Annotated in this window: 15 protein-coding genes and 1 pseudogene; 10 read left to right on the forward strand and 6 right to left on the reverse strand. The window is 71.7% G+C overall.

The window, feature by feature from the left end; all coding sequences use genetic code 11:
• Nucleotides 1-56 precede the first annotated feature (56 nt).
• Both DY218_RS30040 and DY218_RS30045 read right to left on the reverse strand, forming a co-directional pair.
• Entirely contained in the window at nt 57-482 is a 426-nt protein-coding gene (locus DY218_RS30040) for an organic hydroperoxide resistance protein (RefSeq protein WP_128559325.1), read from the reverse strand.
• 123 nt (nt 483-605) lie between these two features.
• Entirely contained in the window at nt 606-1,682 is a 1,077-nt protein-coding gene (locus tag DY218_RS30045; RefSeq protein ID WP_128559326.1) for an NADP-dependent oxidoreductase, read from the reverse strand.
• Between the two features lie 47 nt (nt 1,683-1,729).
• On the opposite strand from DY218_RS30045, the gene DY218_RS30050 reads away from it, so the two are divergent.
• On the forward strand, nt 1,730-2,221 hold the full coding sequence (locus DY218_RS30050; RefSeq protein ID WP_128559327.1) for a MarR family winged helix-turn-helix transcriptional regulator: 492 nt from the start codon (nt 1,730-1,732) through the stop codon (nt 2,219-2,221).
• A 217-nt stretch (nt 2,222-2,438) separates the two neighbouring features.
• On the opposite strand, the gene DY218_RS30060 is transcribed toward DY218_RS30050, so the two are convergent.
• Together DY218_RS30060 and DY218_RS34665 are read right to left on the reverse strand one after the other, a co-directional pair.
• Nucleotides 2,439-3,635 carry a PucR family transcriptional regulator gene (locus tag DY218_RS30060; RefSeq protein WP_128559328.1) on the reverse strand — a complete coding sequence of 399 codons (1,197 nt, stop codon included), beginning with the start codon at nt 3,633-3,635 and terminating at the stop codon, nt 2,439-2,441.
• A gap of 4 nt (nt 3,636-3,639) precedes the next feature.
• Nucleotides 3,640-3,792: a hypothetical protein gene (locus DY218_RS34665; RefSeq protein WP_199566898.1), complete on the reverse strand. Its 153-nt coding sequence runs from the start codon at nt 3,790-3,792 to the stop codon at nt 3,640-3,642.
• Nucleotides 3,793-3,998: 206 nt separating this feature from the next.
• Between DY218_RS34665 and DY218_RS30065 the strand changes: the two genes are divergently transcribed.
• From DY218_RS30065 to DY218_RS30105, 9 genes and pseudogenes are all read left to right on the forward strand, one after another.
• The gene (locus DY218_RS30065; RefSeq protein ID WP_128559329.1) at nt 3,999-4,961 is read left to right on the forward strand and encodes a DUF3068 domain-containing protein; all 963 of its coding nucleotides are present in this window, start codon (nt 3,999-4,001) and stop codon (nt 4,959-4,961) included.
• 279 nt (nt 4,962-5,240) lie between these two features.
• A complete protein-coding gene (locus DY218_RS30070) occupies nt 5,241-6,437 on the forward strand; it encodes a glycosyltransferase family 4 protein (RefSeq protein ID WP_128559330.1) in 1,197 nt (398 codons plus the stop codon).
• On the forward strand, nt 6,434-7,153 hold the full coding sequence (locus DY218_RS30075; RefSeq protein ID WP_128559331.1) for a class I SAM-dependent methyltransferase: 720 nt from the start codon (nt 6,434-6,436) through the stop codon (nt 7,151-7,153). Before DY218_RS30070 ends, DY218_RS30075 begins: the two co-directional genes overlap by 4 nt.
• On the forward strand, nt 7,150-11,667 hold the full coding sequence (locus DY218_RS30080; protein ID WP_128559332.1) for an alpha-(1->3)-arabinofuranosyltransferase: 4,518 nt from the start codon (nt 7,150-7,152) through the stop codon (nt 11,665-11,667). Before DY218_RS30075 ends, DY218_RS30080 begins: the two co-directional genes overlap by 4 nt.
• A 46-nt stretch (nt 11,668-11,713) precedes the next feature.
• On the forward strand, nt 11,714-13,033 hold the full coding sequence (locus DY218_RS30085) for a condensation protein (RefSeq protein ID WP_128559333.1): 1,320 nt from the start codon (nt 11,714-11,716) through the stop codon (nt 13,031-13,033).
• Complete coding sequence (locus tag DY218_RS30090; RefSeq protein ID WP_128559334.1) at nt 13,030-13,827, forward strand: class I SAM-dependent methyltransferase; 798 nt, start codon at nt 13,030-13,032, stop codon at nt 13,825-13,827. The genes DY218_RS30085 and DY218_RS30090 overlap by 4 nt, the downstream gene beginning before the upstream one ends.
• A 14-nt stretch (nt 13,828-13,841) precedes the next feature.
• Nucleotides 13,842-14,705: pseudogene (locus DY218_RS30095) on the forward strand (hypothetical protein); the annotation flags it as partial.
• Nucleotides 14,706-15,380: 675 nt separating this feature from the next.
• Nucleotides 15,381-15,602: a Trm112 family protein gene (locus DY218_RS30100; RefSeq protein ID WP_128559335.1), complete on the forward strand. Its 222-nt coding sequence runs from the start codon at nt 15,381-15,383 to the stop codon at nt 15,600-15,602.
• Nucleotides 15,599-16,399, forward strand: a complete 801-nt coding sequence (locus DY218_RS30105) for an FkbM family methyltransferase (protein WP_128559336.1) — start codon at nt 15,599-15,601, stop codon at nt 16,397-16,399. Before DY218_RS30100 ends, DY218_RS30105 begins: the two co-directional genes overlap by 4 nt.
• Before the next feature lie 49 nt (nt 16,400-16,448).
• Here DY218_RS30105 and DY218_RS30110 read toward each other — a convergent pair whose 3' ends face one another.
• The gene (locus tag DY218_RS30110; protein ID WP_128559337.1) at nt 16,449-16,871 is read right to left on the reverse strand and encodes a PIN domain nuclease; all 423 of its coding nucleotides are present in this window, start codon (nt 16,869-16,871) and stop codon (nt 16,449-16,451) included.
• The gene (locus tag DY218_RS30115; protein ID WP_128559338.1) at nt 16,868-17,089 is read right to left on the reverse strand and encodes a type II toxin-antitoxin system VapB family antitoxin; all 222 of its coding nucleotides are present in this window, start codon (nt 17,087-17,089) and stop codon (nt 16,868-16,870) included. The genes DY218_RS30110 and DY218_RS30115 overlap by 4 nt, the downstream gene beginning before the upstream one ends.
• Nucleotides 17,090-17,203: the final 114 nt, after the last annotated feature.

A 17,203-nucleotide genomic window follows, 5' to 3' on the forward strand; every position in this document is an offset into this window, starting at 1 on the left:
GGGTCTCCAGCGACCGGAGGGGCGCCCTTCGGTGTTCCGGCAGCTGCGGCTGCCGGTCAGACGACCTCGAGGTCCACCGTGATGTTGCCGCGGGTGGCCTTCGAGTACGGGCAGACCTGGTGCGCCTTCTCCAGCAGGTCCTTGGCGGTCGCCTCGTCCTGGCCGGGGAAGGAGCCCTTGATGGTGACGATGATGCCGAAGCCGTCGTCGTTCGTGCCGATGCCGACCTCCGCGGTGATGCGGGAGCCGGAGATGTCGGCCTTCTCGTTGCGCGCCACGACGCCGAGGGCGCCCTGGAAGCAGGCCGCGTAGCCGGCGGCGAAGAGCTGCTCCGGATTGGTGCCCGCGCCGGAACCGCCCATCTCCTTCGGCGGGTTGACGACGACGTCGAGCTTGCCGTCGTCGGTGGCGACCTTGCCGTCACGGCCGTTCTCGGCGGTGGCGACGGCCGTGTACTTCACGTCGGAGTGCTGGATGCCCATATCTGCTTTCCTTGACTCTTGCGTCGCCCGGGGCTCGCGCCCACGACCCCCGGCGATCTGCTCCAAGAAGACTAACCGCGGCTGCGCGGGGTGGCGCAACCGCGCCCCGTCACGGGCGCACGCTCACAGGCTGACGACCATCTTTCCGGTGTTCGCGCCGCTCAGCACGCCGAGGAACGCGTCGACGCCGTTCTCGATGCCCTCGACGACGGTCTCGCGGTACTTCAGCTCGCCCGAGGCGATCCAGCCGGCCACATCGCGTACGAACCGGGGCTGCAGGTCGGCGTGGTCCCGTACGAGCATGCCCTGGATGCGCAGGCGCTTGCCGATGATCATGGCCATGTTGCGCGGGCCCGGGGCGGGCTCGGTGTCGTTGTAGCCCGCGATCATGCCGCAGACGACGACGCGGCCGTGCACCTTGAGCCTGCTGATGGCGGCTTCGAGGTGGTCGCCGCCCACATTGTCGAAGTAGACGTCGATGCCGTCCGGGGCGGCCTCCTTGAGCTGCTCCGCGACCGGGCCGTTCTTGTAGTTGAACGCGGCGTCGAAGCCGTACTCCTTGGTGAGCAGCTCGACCTTGTCGTCCGAACCGGCCGAGCCGATGACGCGGGCGGCGCCCTTGAGCTTGGCTATCTGGCCGACCTGGCTGCCCACCGCGCCGGCGGCGCCGGAGACGAAGACCGTGTCGCCCTCGTTGAAAGACGCGACCTCGAGCAGTCCGGCGTACGCGGTGAGGCCCGGCATGCCGAGGACGCCCAGGTACGCGGAGAGCGGGGCGGCGGAGCTGTCGACACGGGTGGCGTGCCGGGCCGGGACCTCGGCGTACTCGCGCCAGCCGAGCCCGTGCAGGACCTGGTCGCCGACGGCGAAGTCCGCGGAGTTCGAGGCGATGACCTCGCCGACCGCGCCGCCGTCCATGGGGGCGTCGAGCTGGTACGGGGCGACGTAGGACTTCACGTCGTTCATCCGGCCGCGCATGTACGGGTCGACCGAGAAGTGCTGATTGCGCACCAGGATCGAGCCCTCGGCGGGCTCGGTCACCGGGGTCTCACGCAGGGCGAAGTCCGCGGGCTTCGGCCAGCCGTGCGGGCGGGCGACGAGGTGCCAGGCGCGGCTGGTGGCGGGGAGTGCGGGCTGTGCGGTCACGGGGTGCGGCCTCCATCGGCTTGCGCCATTTACTTCAGTACGTGAAACAACCATGCGCCTGGATATTTCATGTTGTCAAGCAAACGGGTACGGTGGCTGTCATGGCCCGTACGCGAACGTCCCCGACCGATCCCCTGACCCTCGAGGTGGTTCAGCTCATCGGCTCCGTCGTGGCGCGGTATTACGAGGAGTACGAGCAGGCGGCGGCGCAGCATGCGCTGACCGGGGCGCAGGCGCGGGTGCTTGGGCTGCTGTCGCTTGCGCCGATGCGGATGCGGGAGATTGCGCACGAGCTGAAGTGTGAGCCGTCGAATGTCACGGGGATCGTGGATCGGCTCGAGTCCCGTGGCCTTGTGGAGCGGCGGGCGGATCCTGCGGATCGGCGGGTGAAGCGGGCCGCGGTGACCGCGGTCGGGGCGGAGACTGCGGCGGAGCTTCGCGACGGGTTGGATTTTGCTCGCGAACCTCTCGCGACGTTGTCGCGGGAGGAGAGGGTTGTCCTGCGGGACCTCCTTGCGCGCATGCTGTCGCCGGACGTGTCCGGCACCACCTCCAGCCCCTCCGGCGCAACATCCAGCCCCTCCGGCGCTTGAGGAGCGGGGTCCGGGGCGGAGCCCTGGAAGCCACGTGCTTGACCGCCGGTCAAAAGATGTCCTCAATCGCCGGACGGGCTGGATTTCTGGCCTGCGGCCGAAAGATGTCCTCAAACGCCGGACGGGCTGGAGGTGATGCCGGACGGGCTGGAGGTGGTGCCGGACAGGCTGGAGGTGATGCCGGACAGGCTGGAGGTGATGCCGGACGGGCTGGATTTCAAAGGGACCTCAACCGTTGAGCTCGCAACACGAGCTCGAGTTCGAAGCGGCGGTCCGGGTCGTCGATCTCGTCGCCCCACAGTTCGCGGATCTGGCGAAGGCGGTAGCGGACCGTCTGGGGGTGGACGCCCAGTCGCGCGGCGACCTCCGGCGCCCCGCCGCGGGTCTCGAGCCACGCGAGGAGCGTTTCCGCGAGCCGCCGCCCGTGCGCGGGCCCGCACAGCGCGAGCGGTGCGAGGCATCGCGCGGCCAGGTCGTCGATCAGCTCCTCGGGCTGCAGTAGGACCAGCGCCTCGGTGTGCTCCGTACAGAACAGCACCTCGCCGGCCGGCAGCAGCCCCCGCTCCATCAGACCCACCGCCGCCTCCGCCCACCGCAGCGACTTCGCCGCGTCGACCAGCGGCACCGGCGGACCGATCGCGCCCGACCAGCCGGTCATGGCCCGCCGAAGGAGTTCGTGGCGGCCCGCGGCGCCCGGTTCGGGGACGACCATGCGGGGCTGTTCGGTCTCCATGTCGAGGAGGACCTCCTGGCCCAGCGCCGGGGCCACCGCCTCGCGCGCAGGCCGGCGCAGCACCCCGACGGCGACCCGTCCGGGCAGCGGCCAGCCGACACGGGCCGCCCGCTCCCTGAGGGAGTCCGTCGGGTCGCCGCGCGGGTGGTCGGCCAGCAGGAGTTCCATCAACTTGCGCTGCAGCCGCAGACGTTCGCCGGCCTGTCGGGCCGCCGCCTCCGCGTAGCCGCGTACCGACTGGTCCACCAGACCGTCCAAGTACTCGAATCCGGATTCGGCGAGCTCGTACATCGCGGGCGGCGGGATCTCCACCTGCTGCCCGATCTCGGCGAGGCGCCGCCAGGCCAGGCGTACGCCGAGCCGGTAGATGGCCTGCAGCGAGTCGAGGGTGCGGCCGTGCAGGCCCTCGCCGCGGCCGAACTCCTGGAAGACCTCCGGGAGATAGCGAGGCCGGCCCTCGGTGATCACCAGTTGTTTGACGAAGCCCTCCAGGGCGCGCCGGATCCCGACGAGTGCCATCGGTTCCCCCGACTCATCGAGGACGATCGGCAGTTGGGGGTACTCACGGCGGATCTCGCGCAGGATGTCCTGCGCGAGCTGCGGTACTTCGTCCATGGCCAGCGCGGCGAACTGCTTGACCTGCAGCCGTGGCACATCGCGCCAGGCCGATCGGGCGGGCATCCGGTCAGCGCTCCCGCTGGGCCGTCTCGTAGGTGACGAGCGGGGTGTTGGGCTGCTCCGGGGTGGCGTTCAGCATCGAGACGATGCCGAGGGCCGCTGCGACGGCGAGTCCGGCGGCGAGCGCCGCGGTCAGCGCTGCGGCGAGAAGTCTGTGCATGGCAGGGTCAACCTCTCTGTCGGAGGTCACCCACCAGTCCCCCGCCGGCCCCTTCCGGCAGTAGCCCAGTGTCGACAATCGATTGACAGTTCGTCAAGGGTGCGCCTACGGTTCCCGGCCCAGATGCGCAGGTGCGTTTTTCCGACTCGTTTTCTCGCGGCAGTGAGCCTCCACCGAGCCGCCCCAAAACCCTCTGGAGTACCCGGATGCGCCGTACTGCTTCCCCGTTTTCGCTGATCGTGCTGGGTGTCGGGGTCTTTCTCCTGGTCCTCGCGCCGATGCTCGCCTGGTACGTCGAACCACGGGCGAAGCGCACCCCGGTGGACATCGACACCACCACCGTTTTCGAGGGGAAGGGCGCGTATTTCGACACCGGAAAAGTCGAGACCGTCAAGAACCAGAAGCTGACGATCACCCGGCAGGTGCGCGGCGACGTCGCGGACAGCGAGAAGAGCGGCCGGGCCATCTGGGACGTGTCGACCTCGGTGGATCCGGACAAGTCACTGCCCGCCGAGGACCCGCACGACTCGCTGCAGTGGACCCTGGAGCGATGGGTCACCGACCGGAAGACCAACGCCCCGGTGCACTGCTGCCAGGAGGAGCCGTACTTCGAGGGCGAGGCGTACCTGAAATTCCCCTTCGACGTGGAGAAGCGCTCGTACACCTGGTGGGACAACACCCTGGGAGCGACCGTGCCGCTGAAGTACCGCGGCACCAAGAAGGTCCAGGGCTACGAGGGGCTGCACTTCACCGGCACCGTGGAGCCGGCCAAGACCGGAACACGCCAGGTCCCGGGCACCCTGGTGGGCTCGAAGGCCGGCCAGGTGCTCGCCGAAGAGTGGTACGCGAACCACGGCATCGACCTGGTCGCCGACCAGCGCACCGGCCGGATCATCTACGCCCAGATCGGCCCCCGCAAGACGCTCCGCAAGCCCGGTTCGGAAAAGGACGCGGTGGTGCTCCTGGACAGCAAGAAGATCGCCTTCACCGACAAGACCCAGAAGCAGCAGGTCTCGCTGGCCGACGACGACAGCAGCCGGCTCGAACTGGTCGGTGAGACCCTGCCGGTGGGCACCGGCGCGGCCGGTCTGGCGATCGCCGCGGTGGGCGGCGTTCTGGTCGTACGGGGGCGGGAACCGCGGACTCCGCAGGAACCCACCACGATGTGATGAGACGTCAGTGTCAACTGCGCGTGAAATTGTCACTTCCGTGAGTAGCCGCATCGAACGGGTCGGCGAAAACTGTCCATCCCCACCGAATGAACACAGCCGGAACACAGACAACCGGCAATCGGACAACCGGAGTTTCACCCCCTTCCCCCGCTCCACGGCTGTATGTGAATCCCGCCCGGTCCCGGATCTCCGGGAATGCAAGACCCCGGTCTTCCGGGACAGCACGCCCTGCCATCGCATCTCCGTCACCGCACCCCGAGACGAGTTGGAGCAAGGATGCCCCAGCACGTACCTCCTGCCCTGCGCGACCCAGGGTCCCGGGAGGCCCTGCACCGAGCCAGGCCAGGCACGGGCGGCGCACACCCGCGCCGCATCGTCTTCCTCTCCCGCCGCGACCTCGGCAACGCGGCCGCAGGCGGGTCCGAGCTCCTCGTCGACCAGCTGGCCGACGGGCTCACGCACAGCGGGCACCAGGTCACCCTGCTGTGCGGCGGCCCGGCCGCGTACCGCGACTACCGGGTGGTCTCCGCGGGCGGCGATCTCGGCCACTATCTGAAGGCGCGCAGTGCCTTCACCCGGCAGGTCGGCGACTGCGATCTGCTCGTCGAGGTCTGCAACGGCATGCCGTATCTGGCGCCGCTGTGGCACCGGGGCCCCACCCTGTGTCTGGTCAACCATGTGCACACCGACCTGTGGGGGATGCGCTACCCGGCCCCCGCGGCCCGGCTCGGCCGGAAGCTGGAGCACTGGGCGCTGGCCGGCGCGCAGCGCGGCAATCTTCTGGTGGCGGTGTCCCCCTCGACCGCCACCGCCCTCGAGTCGATCGGTGTCCCGCCCGAGCGGATCCGGATCGTGCACAACGGGGTCGAGGAGCCGGGACCGCTCGAACCCCGCAGTGACGAGCCGCTGTTCCTCGCGATGGGCAGGCTCGTCGAGTACAAGCGCATCGATCTGCTCCTTCGCCTGTGGGAGCGGGTCAGACCGGTCACCGGCGGGCGGCTCGTCATCGTCGGGGACGGTCCCGAGCGGGAGCGCCTGGAGCGGATGGCCGGGCCGTCGGTGCAGTTCACCGGGCACATATCGGAGGCGGAGAAACACCGTCTGCTGTGCGCCTCCTGGCTGTTGCTCCACCCGTCGGCGGTCGAGGGCTGGGGGCTCGTCGTCACCGAGGCCGCGACCCGGGGCACGCCCGCGATCGGCTTCGACGTACCGGGCCTCAGGGACTCCATCGAGGACGGCGTCACCGGGGTGCTCGCCCGCGGCGAGTCGTCCTTCGCCGCCGCCTGGTGCACCCTCGCGCTCTCCGCCGAACGCCGGACCGCCTTCGGCAAGGCCGCCGCCGACCGTGCGGCGGACTACCGCTGGTCCAACACCGTCCGGCAGTTCCGTGCCGTCGCGGCCGAGGCGGTGGAGACGGCCGCCGCGGCGGGCACGCCGGGCACCCCGGGCAGAGCGAAGGGCCGGCGCACGTGAAGGACCCGTCGATCCGCAGATCGGTCACGCTGTTCCGGGCGTTCATGCGTGAGCAGCAGGACCCCGAGCACACGTACACCCTGCTCGCCCGGGACGCGGCCGACCAGGTCGAGCGGTACGTCCCGCTGAAGGACCGCGTCGTCGTCGACATCGGCGGCGGCGGGGGCTACTTCACCGAGGAGTTCCGCCGCCGCGGTGCGCAGAGCTATCTCTTCGAGCCCGATGCCACCGAGCTCGGCGCCCGTCCGCCCGAGGGCACGGTGCTCGCCGACGGCTATCTGCTTCCGCTCGCGGACGGCGTCGCCGATGTGGCGTTCTCCTCCAACGTCCTGGAGCACGTGGACGATCCGGGCACGTTCCTCAGCGAGATGGTGCGGGTCACCCGGCCCGGCGGGCTCATCTACGTCTCGTTCACCAACTGGTACTCGCCGTGGGGCGGCCACGAGTGGGCGCCCTGGCACTACCTGGGCGCCGACCGGGCGGTGAACCGCTACCAGCGGCGCACCGGCAAGCCCGCCAAGCACACCCTCGGCGAGAACCTGCACGCCATCCACATCGGGCCCACCCTCAAACAGGTGCGGGCCCGCGACGACGTCCAGGTCGTCTCGGCCAGGTCCCGCTACTGGCCGTTCCTCGCCGGCGCCGTCGCCAAGGTGCCCGGCCTGCGTGAAGTCGCCACCTGGAACCTCCTCCTCATTCTCCGGCGGTGTCCATGACCAGCACGGTCCAGAGCCCACAGCTGCCACCCCGGGTGCCGGCTCCGACCGCGGGGCCCCCCGCGGATCCGCCCGAGGGCCCGCGGCCCCGGCGGTGGCTGCTCGGGTTCTGGGCCCTGGTGTTCGTCCTGTTCGTCGCGGCATCGCCGGGGCGGCAGACGTTCGACACCAAGCTGGGGGTAACCACCGACCCCTGGCGCTTCCTCGGCGACCTCGGTCAGCTCTGGAGCGACCAGGCCGGTTTCGGCGGTATCACCAACCAGTACGTCGGCTACGCCTTCCCGATGCTGCCGTACTACGCGCTCACCGATCTGCTGCAGATACCGGTGTGGCTGGCCGAGCGGCTGTGGATGTCGCTCATCGTGGCCGCCGCGTTCTGGGGTGCGCTGCGGCTCGCCGAGCGCCTCGGCATCGGCAACTCCCGCGCCCGGCTCGTCGGCGCCGCCGCCTATGCCCTGTGGCCGACCTTCACCATCGTCGTGGGCTCCACCTCGGCGGCCGCGCTGCCGGGTGCGGTGCTTCCGTGGGTGCTGCTCCCGCTGGCCGATCCGCGCCTGAGCGCCCGTAACGCCGCACTGCGTTCGGCGCTCGTCATCCCCTTCATGGGCGGCGTCAACGCGGCCTCCACGCTTGCCTCGCTGCTGCCCGTCGGCCTCTATCTGCTGTCCAGGCCGCGCGGTCCGCGGCAGCGCCGGATGATCCTCTGGTGGGTGCCCGGTGTGCTGCTCGCCACCGCCTGGTGGGTCGTACCGCTCCTGATGCTCGGTCTGCACGGCGAGAACTTCCTGCCGTACGTGGAGAACGCGCAGACCACCACCGAGACGATGTCCGCCACCGAGGCGCTGCGCGGCGCCGGCAACTGGGTGGCGTATCTGAATCTGGGCGAGGCCTGGCTGCCGGCCGGCTGGACGGTCGCCGCGAGCTGGCTCGCCATCGTCGGCTCGGCCCTCGCCGCGGCCCTGGGTCTCGCCGGGCTCGCCCGGCGGGATCTGCCGGAGCGGCGCTGGCTGGTGCTGACCGTGGTGTCCGTGATCCTGGTGACGCTCGCCGGATACGGCGGTGCCTTCGGCGCCCCCTTCCACGGGACCGTGCAGGATCTGCTCGACGGCGCGCTGGTGCCGTTCCGGAACATCTACAAGTTCCAGACCGGGCTCGGACTCGCCCTCGCCTTCGGTCTGATGCACCTGGTCGGGGTGGCCGCGCAGGCGCGCGGCGCGCGGCCGGTGCGCGGGCGCCGCTTCGCCCCGCTGATCGCCGCCGTGCTCGTCCTGCCGGGGCTGCTCCTGCCGTACGCGAGCGGGGCGATCCTGCAGCCGGGATCGTTCCAGGAGCTGCCCAAGTACTGGGAGACGACGGCGAGCTGGCTGAAGAAGTACTCGCCCGACTCCCGGTCCCTGGTGGTGCCCGCCACCGCGCACGGCATCTACACCTGGGGCTCGACCATCGACCAGCCGCTCGATGTGCTCGCCGAATCGCGCTGGGCGCAGCGCGACTATGTGCCGTTCGGAGCGCCCGGGAACCGCCGCGCCATGGACGCCGTCGAGCAGGCCCTGCTGACCGGCGGCGAAGTCCCGGGCCTGCAGGACTACTTGAGCCGCGCCGGGCTGCACTATGTGGTCGTACGCAACGACCTCGACCCCGATCAGATGGGCTATGTCCCGACCGCGACCGTCAAACGCACCCTGGAGTCCTCCGGGTACCAGCGGGTCACCGGCTTCGGGCCGAAGACGACCGGCGGCCGGATCGCGGACGACACCCCGATCCAGGTGGAGGGCCTCTATCCGCGGCAGCGCGCGGTGGAGATCTACAAGCCGGGCGACGGTGTGGAACGGCCCGGTCAGGCCGGTCTGAAGCCGATCGCCAACACCGCTGTGGTCAGCGGCGGCCCCGAGTCGCTGCTTCCGCTCTCCGCGGATCCGGCGATGCGGGACCGCCCGACCGTCCTGACCGGCGACAACCATCCCGGTCTCGGCACGGCACCGCTGCAGCTGGTCGGCGACGGGATGCGCCGCGCGGACACCCGCTTCGGGCTGATCAACTCCCATACGTCCTACACGTATACGAAGGACGAACGGAACCACAGCGGCAGCGCCCAGAACCCGGGTGAGCAGCCGCACCAGATCCTGCCCAGCAAGGGCGCCGAGCACCAGACGACGGCCGTCCTGCGCGGCGCGAAGTCGGTGACGGCCTCCTCCAGCGGCAACTGGCTGTTCCATCTGCCGCAGTTCGACCCGGTGAACGCCTTCGACGGCAATCCGAACACCGCCTGGGCGGAGGGCACCGCCTCCTCGCCGGAGGGCGAGTGGCTGCGGATCGGCTTCACCGAACGCACCTACGTACCGCGGGACTTCACCGTCACACCGCTGCCGCAGAGCGGAGTGCGGGCCGCGCCGACCCGGGTGAAGGTCGAGACCCAGGCCGGCAGCGCGGTCTCCACGCTGCAGCCGAACGGGCAGCCGCAGGAGATCAAGGCCCCGCAGGGCGGCTCCACTTGGATGAAGCTCACCATCCTGGACGTGCAGAAGCCCGGGCCGAACGCCTCCGGGGCGGGCTTCTCCGAGATCAGCATCCCGGACGTGCAGGTGACCCGGATGCTCGGGCTGCCGGCCGACGCCGAGGGCGTCGAGGGCGCCGATGCGACCGTCTATGCGCTGCACCGCGCGGCGGACCCGGGCGGCCTCGCGCCCGTCGCCTCGGAGAACGGCCTGCACCGCCGCTTCACCACCGAGGGCCGCGGCGAGTACCAGGTCTCCGCCAAGGCGATCCCCGTACCCGGCAAGGAGCTCGACGAGCTGCTCTACGAGGTGGCTCCCGAGCAGCGCGAACAGCTCAGGATCACCGCCGACTCCACCGCACAGCTCGGCTCCGGGATCTCGCCGCGCAATCTCACCGACGGCGACCTGACCAGTGCGTGGATCGCGGGCGACACTCCCGTACTGCATCTGCGCTGGCCGGAGAAGAAGGAGATCAGCGAGATCGTGCTCGCGGCCGCGGGCGGTCTGTCCTCGCGCCCGCAGAAGGTCGAGATCAGCTCGCCGGACGGCGCGGCGATCACCGGTGTGGACGAGAACGGCTGGGCGCGCTTCGAGCCGATCACCACCGACCGGCTCGACATCACCATCACCGAGAGCGCGCCGCTGACCGTGCACAACCCGTTCGCGGACCGGAAGATGCAGCTGCCGGTCGGTCTCACCGAGGTCCATGTGCCGGCCCTCGAGGAGTACCGCACGCCGCGGCCGAAGGCGGACGCCACCTTCGAGCTCGGCTGCGGAGAGGGTCCGCCGCTCGCCGTGGACGGCACCCTGCACGCCACCAGCGCCAAGGGTGCGGTGCGCGATCTGACCGAGCGCAAGCCGATCGACGTCACGCTGTGCGCCGGCGAGGAGGAGGACGGCAGTGTGGCGCTCGGCAGCGGCGCGCACCGCGTCGAGGCGGGCGACCAGGGCCCGCTGGCCCTCACCGATGTCACGCTGACCTCCGGCAAGCCGGCCGCCCCTGCCACCGCCGAACGTGAGATGTCCGTGCGCGACTGGGCGGGCGACGACCGCTCGCTGACCGTCGGCGCGGGCGCCGCCTCGTATCTGACGATGTACGAGAACGTCAACGACGGCTGGAAGGCCACCATCGACGGCAAGGAGCTGCAGAGCGTACGGCTCGACGGCTGGCAGCAGGGCTGGCTGGTGCCGGCCGACGCCAGCGGCACCATCGAGCTGACCTACGAGCCGGCCACCACCTACGAGATCGGTCTGATCGGCGGCGCGGTGGCCCTGCTGCTCCTGATCGGTCTGGTCCTGATCCGGCGCAGGGAGACCGACCCGGACTACGAGGCCGGTGTCGATCAGCCGGCGCCGCCGGGGCCCGGGCTCGTGCTCGGTGCGATCGTCCTGACCCTGGTCGGTGCGGTCATCGCGGGTCCGTTCGCGCTGCTCGTGCCGGCGCTCGCGGTGCTCGCCCGGTGGCGGCACACGCTGCTTGTGCCGATCGCGTTCCTGGCGATGGCGGGTGCGGGTGCGGTCGCCGCGGTCGGGGCCGGGCAGGCGGTGTCCGAGGACTCCGGTGCGTTCTCGCCGGTGGCTCAACTCCTGGCGCTGATCGCCGTGTTCGCGGCGCTGGTGACCGTGCGGGAGCGGGAGAGCGAGCCGGTGGCGGCGCCTCAGCCCCCGCCGTACTACGGCCCGGTGCCGGCCGCGGGAGCCCCGTACGGCGCACCCGTCGGATCACCCGGTCCGCGTCCGGGGCCCGATCCGGATCCGCCCACCACGCAGCTGCCCCGCCGTGAACGGGGCGCGAACCCGGGGCCGGCCGGGCCGCCCGAGTCGGCCACTCCGCCGCTCGGCACGGCAGGGCCCACGGTGTCGGCGCGCGGACCCGGTTCGGCGACCCCGGACCCGGATCCGGACACCACCCGACTGCCGCTCGGCAAACCGAAGTTCAAGCCGACCAGGCAGCCGTCCGAGCCGCCGAAGCCGCCGGCGGAGCCACCGTCCGGCGAGGGCGGGAACGACGGCAGATGACCCGACCCGCGACACCCCGGCGGGCCGCACGAGGAACGGAGGGCCGATGACGGCCGTGGACCACCCCGCCCAGCGACCCGGTGCGCCCGAACCGCCGCCGCGCCGGGTGCCGTTCCCGGTGGTGGACGAGGTGTCCCGGCACTGCCTGCAGGAGGAGGAGCCCGAGACCGTCCACATCGAGGTGCATCTGCCGGGCCGACCGGACCGGCAGCGGCTGACGGAGGCGTTCCACGAGGCGCTGCGCCGCCACCCCCGCGTGCTGATGCGGGAGGCGCCGCGGCGCTGGTACGCGCGGCGCTACGAATGGGAGCTCACCCGGGATCCGGATGTGCCGGTGGTGAGCTTCCCGGCGGCAGCACCGGACGCCTTCGAGGCCGCCCGGGCCCGTGCGCTCGCCTCGGCTCCGCCGCTCGCGGCGTCCCCGCCGGTGCGTCTCGAGTGCGTCGAGGACGCCGGCGGCGGTGGCAGTGTGCTGTTCCTGGTCGTCAACCACACGGCGCTCGACGGACCCGCCTGTCTGCGGGTCCTGGCGACGGCCGCCGAGCTGTACGGCGGGGTGGACAACGCTCCGGCGGCGCCTCCGGTGCGCGCGGCCGACGCCCCCGGGCAGCCGGTGGCGATGCCCTCGGGGCTCGCCCGCCCCGCGCGGATCGCGGCCGGCGCCCCGGCATCGGCCGGCGGCCGACCCTATCCGGGCAACGGAATGCTGGTCGCCGACCTCCCGGTGCCGCACCGCCCGAAGGGCGCCCCGTACACGGTCAACGACCAGCTGATGGTCGCGACCACGCTGATGATCGCCGAATGGAACCGGGAGCACGGCGGACCGCGGCGGCCGATGCGTATCACCATGCCGGTGGACGACCGGCCGCGGGACGCCTCGATGCCGATCGGCAACGGCACCCGGCTCGTCGAGGTCCCGTTCGCCGCGCATGAGGTCGACCCGGACCGGCTCGGCGCGCTGCTGCGACTCACCGCCGGCCGCACCCGGGCGCTCAAGGCGGCGCAGCGCCCCCAACTCGGGCACGGAGCAGCCCTGTTGACGTCCCCGGTGCTGCCGGTCGCAGCGCGTGCCGCGCTCACCCGGGCGCTGCGCGCGGCGGCCGGCCCCTGGACGTCGACGACCCTGCTCAGCAACATCGGCCGCATCCCGTACGCGATGGACTTCGGCGACGCGGGGCGGGCGAGCGCCGTGTGGTTCTCCGCGCCCGCCCGTGTGCCGCGCGGGCTCACCGTCACCACGGCGTCGACCTCGGGCCGTCTGCATCTGGCCCTTCGCTGGTCGCGGACGCTGCTCGGACCGGACGACGGGGCCCGGCTGCGCGACCTGTTCCAGCACTATCTGCACGCGACGGAGGACCCCCGATGACGTCCACGTCCACCACACCGCGGGGCGGGCTCCGCGACTTCTACGAGGATCCCGCCGTCCCCGTGGCCTCCGGCGACGCCCGCAGTCTGCGCCAGGCCCGGATGCTCGCCGAGGCGCTCGGGCCGGCCGGAGCGGATCCGTCCGTCGTGCTCGACGTGGGCTGCGGTGACGGCACCGCGGCGCGGGCGGCGGCGCCGCTGCTCGCCGGCCACCGGGTGGTCGGTGTCGACTGGTCGCAGGACGCGCTGCGGCGGGCCCGTACCCATATGTCGGACGTGATCAGGGGCGAACTGTCCGACGGGGGACTACCGTTGAGTCCCGGCTGCGCGGACGCCGTTCTGTTCAGCGAGGTGATCGAGCACCTCGTCGACCCGGACAGCGCACTCGACGAACTCCGCCGGGTCCTGAAGCCCGGAGGTCATCTGATGCTCTCCACGCCGAATCTGGCCGCCTGGTACAACCGGGCCCTGCTGCTCGCCGGTGTGCAGCCGGTGTTCTCGGAGGTGAGCCTGCGGGGCATCCACGGCCGGCCGGGCTCCGAAGTCGTCGGGCATCTGCGGCTGTACACGGCCCGCGCCCTGAAGGAGTTCCTCACGGCCTCCGGCTTCGACGTGGTACGGGTGGCGGGGGCGCCCTTCCACGGGGTGCCGAAGCTGCTGCGGCCCTTCGACCGGCTTGTGTGTGCCGCGCCGAGTGCCGCGTCGATCCTGCTCGTGCACGCACGCAAACGGGGCGACGGGGCCGGCGGCACGGCGGCCGACGGCGCGGAGCACCGAACCGCGGGCGCGGCGTAGCCATGTGGTGGGGGGTGGCCGCCGCCCTGGTGGCGAACACGCTGTACAGCCTGGGTTTCGTCCTGGAGAAGCGCGCCCTGTCCACGCTCCCCGCGCTCTCCACCCGGCGCCCGCTGCGGCTGCTCGGCCATGTGCTGCGCAGCCCGCTGTGGATCGGCGGATCGCTGGCCCTGGCCGGGGGGTTCGGGGCGCAGCTCGCGGTGTACCGCACGCTGCCGATCGCCGCGGCCCAGGGCATCTTCGTCTCCGGGCTCGTGCTGCTTGTGCTGCTCTCCTCGCGGCTGCTCGGCGAGCGCACCTCGGGGCGTGAGCGGTATGCGATCGGCGCGATCCTCGTCGCGCTGCTGATGGTGGTGCTCTCCCTGAAGGAGGGCGCCGACACGGTGAGCCGGCATGCACCGCCGGGCCTTGTGCTGCTGATCTGCGTGCCGACCCTGGCCGGCGGGCTGTGGCTGTACGCGAACGCCGAGCGGAGCGCCCGCCGCCGGCACCGGCTGCCCAGCAACGGTGTCGAGTACGGCATGGCCGTCGGGCTGCTGTACGGGGTGAGTTCGCTGGCCATCAAGGGGGTGTCGAGCCATCTCACGACCAGCGGGATCGGGGGCGCGGTCGTCGATGTGCTCGCCTCGCCGTATCCGTATCTGCTGCTGTTCACGGGCGCGTTCGGCCTGATCATGTCGCAGGCGGCGCTGCAGCGGTCCCGGGCCTCGCTGATCGTCCCGGTCTGTACGACGGTGACCTCGCTCTTCACCGCCGTGCTCGGCACCTTCGCCTTCGGTGAGCCGCTGCCCGAGGATCCGGTGCGGCTCACGCTGCGGATCCTCGGCACGGCGCTCGCGGTGTCGGTGCTGCTTGCGCTGCCTCGGCATGACGAGGAGGAGGACGCGGAGTCCGAGTCGGAGAGTGCGGCAGCCGGGGCGCAGGGGGACGACGGGACCGAGGGCCGTGCGCCGGAGGGCGCCTCCTTCGGAGCGGCGGCCGGCCGGGAGGCCGGTCCGGTGCAGGCGGTCGCGGTCGGGCCGGCCGCGGACGGTGCAGCCGCCGATTCCGGGCGCCCTCAACTCCCTTCCCGCCGTGCGATGTTGAAGAAGACACCCGACGCCGGGGCGGCGGGCTCCGCCAGGGCCGGCGAGTGGTTCGACGACAGCCGTTCGCGGGCGGCACGGGAGCGCACACGGTCTCCCGCGGCCGCGAACGGGACGGTGAACGGGGCCAAGAACGGCCACACCCGCCCCTCCCTCACCCCCGCACCCAAGCCCGTACCGACGGCCGCGCTCACCCCCGCGCCTCCACCGGAGCCGGAACCGGAACCGGATACGACACCTGCGCGCGCACCCGTACCCGATCCGGCTACGGAGCCCGGAGCGACACCTCCGCCCGCCGGCAACGCCGCCGCCACCGCCTCCGCCACCACGTCCGCCGACATCGAGATCCACATCCCGCCCGAGCCCGCCCCCGAGGACCGGGAGGCCGCGCCCCATCCGCCTCCCCCGCCCTTCCCCGGACACCGCGAGCCCCCGTCCCGTCCCCGCCCCACAAGGAGTTGAGCCGAGATGAACCCCGACGATCCGCTTCTCAAGATCCTCGCCTGCCCGATAGACAAGGGCCCCCTGCACCTGCTCGAACCGGAGGAGGCGCTCTACAACCCGCGCCTGCGCCGGCGCTACCCGATCGTGGACGGCATCCCCCAACTCCTGCCGTCCTCGGGCGAACAGATACCGGACGACGAGCACGAACGTCTGGTCAAACGGATCGAGGCGGCCGAGACGTCATGACCATCGCCGCCCGCATCGGGCCCCTCCTGCCGACCCGCCTCACCGGCGCGCTCGCCCGCCTCGTCTACCCCCGCTTCGAGCCCGAACTGGCCCGGCTCGGCGACTACTTGCCCCGGGACTGCGGCACGGCCGTGGACGTCGGCGGCTGGTACGGGCCGTGGTCGCACCGTCTGGCGGCGCGGGCCAGGCGCGTGGTCGCGGTCGAGCCCGTACCGCATCTGGCCCGCACCCTGGAGGCCGCCACGCCCGCCAACGTACGGGTGGTCCGGGCAGCAGCCTCCGACCAGGACGGCACCGCCCGGCTCTGGCTGCCGGACGGCGACCGCGGCGACCGCGGCGTGTCGTCGCTCGTGCGCCGGGACATCCACGGGCAGGCCCTCGAGGTGCCGTCCCTGACCCTCGACGGGCTAGGACTGCGCGAGGTCGGCTTCGTCAAGATCGACGTGGACGGGAACGAACTGCCCGTGCTGAACGGCGCGTCGGAGCTGCTCGACCGGGACCGGCCCGCGCTGATCGTGGAGCTCGAGGCCCGCATCCAGCCCACCGCGCCCGTGATCGACCTGCTCGCCCGGCACGGCTACCGCGGCTGGGTGCTGCCCGGCGACAGCTGGGTCACCCTGGACGACTTCGACCTGGACGCCCACCAGGCGGCCACCGAACACGTGGTCAGCCAGGGCCTGCTCCGCCGCGTCCTCCCCTTCCGCGGCCCCCGCTACGTCAACTCGGTCCTCTTCCTGCCGGACGGCCGGCGTCCGGGGCGCGGGGCTGCCCGGGCTCGCGGGGCACGAGTGCGGTAGGACGCGTGCTGTTCGGAGAGGTCGGTGGCGCGGCGATGCGTGCCGCGACTCAGTCGGCGGTGCCGCGCTCGACAACCCACTCGGTCTTCTGGCCGGTGATGGAGGAGATGCGGTCGTAGTCCTGGTCGTAGTGCAGGACGATCGCACCATGGCGTTCCGCTGTGGCGGCGATGACCAGATCGGGGAGCTTCAGAGTGCGGTGAAAGCCACGGTTGATCGATTTGATCTGCACTTCCTTCGCCCGGTCCCACACCTCGTCGGGCGTGGGCAGGAGGTCGAAGCCGCGCACCAGGTGCAGGATGGTCTGCGCCTGGCGGGCCGACCGGGCGCTGACCAGGAGTTCCATCTCGACCATCCCGCACACAGCGATCAGACCGCGCTCGGAGAGGACGTCGAGACGCTCGGCGACGGCCGGTTTGCCCCAACGGGCGTGTGCGGACTTGTCGACGAGGTACACCTGCGGCTGCGTCACGCGACGTCCTGGCTGCCGGCGGCCTCGCCGTCCTGGTCGCGGTCGTGCAGCAGATCGATCTCGCCCGACTTGATCTTCTCGGCGAACTCCCAGCGCCGACGGCGCTTCACCGCATCATCGAGGGCAGCCCGGAGAGTGGCGGCCTTCGTCTTCGTATCGAAGATCGCAGCGGCCTCGTCGATCAGCTCTTCTTCGATGTCTACGACGAATCGACCCATGTCATGCGCCTTCCCGTGGAGGTGGGGGTTCCGCGGGGTGCACCAGCGCCCACACAGACACAAAAACGATACCATTTGGCCGTCAGTAGCGATACAGATTCCCGTCCGGGGCGA

Source organism: Streptomyces triticagri (assembly GCF_003429565.1).
GTDB lineage: Bacteria > Actinomycetota > Actinomycetes > Streptomycetales > Streptomycetaceae > Streptomyces > Streptomyces triticagri.

Coding starts and splice junctions, on each gene's coding strand:
- DY218_RS30050 (WP_128559327.1), top strand. CDS start 1,730: ATGGCCCGTACGCGAACGTCCCCGACCGATCCCCTGACCCTCGAGGTG.
- DY218_RS30085 (WP_128559333.1), top strand. CDS start 11,714: ATGACGGCCGTGGACCACCCCGCCCAGCGACCCGGTGCGCCCGAACCG.
- DY218_RS30040 (WP_128559325.1), bottom strand. CDS start 482: ATGGGCATCCAGCACTCCGACGTGAAGTACACGGCCGTCGCCACCGCC.
- DY218_RS30060 (WP_128559328.1), bottom strand. CDS start 3,635: ATGCCCGCCCGATCGGCCTGGCGCGATGTGCCACGGCTGCAGGTCAAG.
- DY218_RS30065 (WP_128559329.1), top strand. CDS start 3,999: ATGCGCCGTACTGCTTCCCCGTTTTCGCTGATCGTGCTGGGTGTCGGG.
- DY218_RS30045 (WP_128559326.1), bottom strand. CDS start 1,682: ATGGTTGTTTCACGTACTGAAGTAAATGGCGCAAGCCGATGGAGGCCG.
- DY218_RS30105 (WP_128559336.1), top strand. CDS start 15,599: ATGACCATCGCCGCCCGCATCGGGCCCCTCCTGCCGACCCGCCTCACC.
- DY218_RS30115 (WP_128559338.1), bottom strand. CDS start 17,089: ATGGGTCGATTCGTCGTAGACATCGAAGAAGAGCTGATCGACGAGGCC.
- DY218_RS30100 (WP_128559335.1), top strand. CDS start 15,381: ATGAACCCCGACGATCCGCTTCTCAAGATCCTCGCCTGCCCGATAGAC.
- DY218_RS34665 (WP_199566898.1), bottom strand. CDS start 3,792: ATGCACAGACTTCTCGCCGCAGCGCTGACCGCGGCGCTCGCCGCCGGA.
- DY218_RS30080 (WP_128559332.1), top strand. CDS start 7,150: ATGACCAGCACGGTCCAGAGCCCACAGCTGCCACCCCGGGTGCCGGCT.
- DY218_RS30090 (WP_128559334.1), top strand. CDS start 13,030: ATGACGTCCACGTCCACCACACCGCGGGGCGGGCTCCGCGACTTCTAC.
- DY218_RS30070 (WP_128559330.1), top strand. CDS start 5,241: ATGCCCCAGCACGTACCTCCTGCCCTGCGCGACCCAGGGTCCCGGGAG.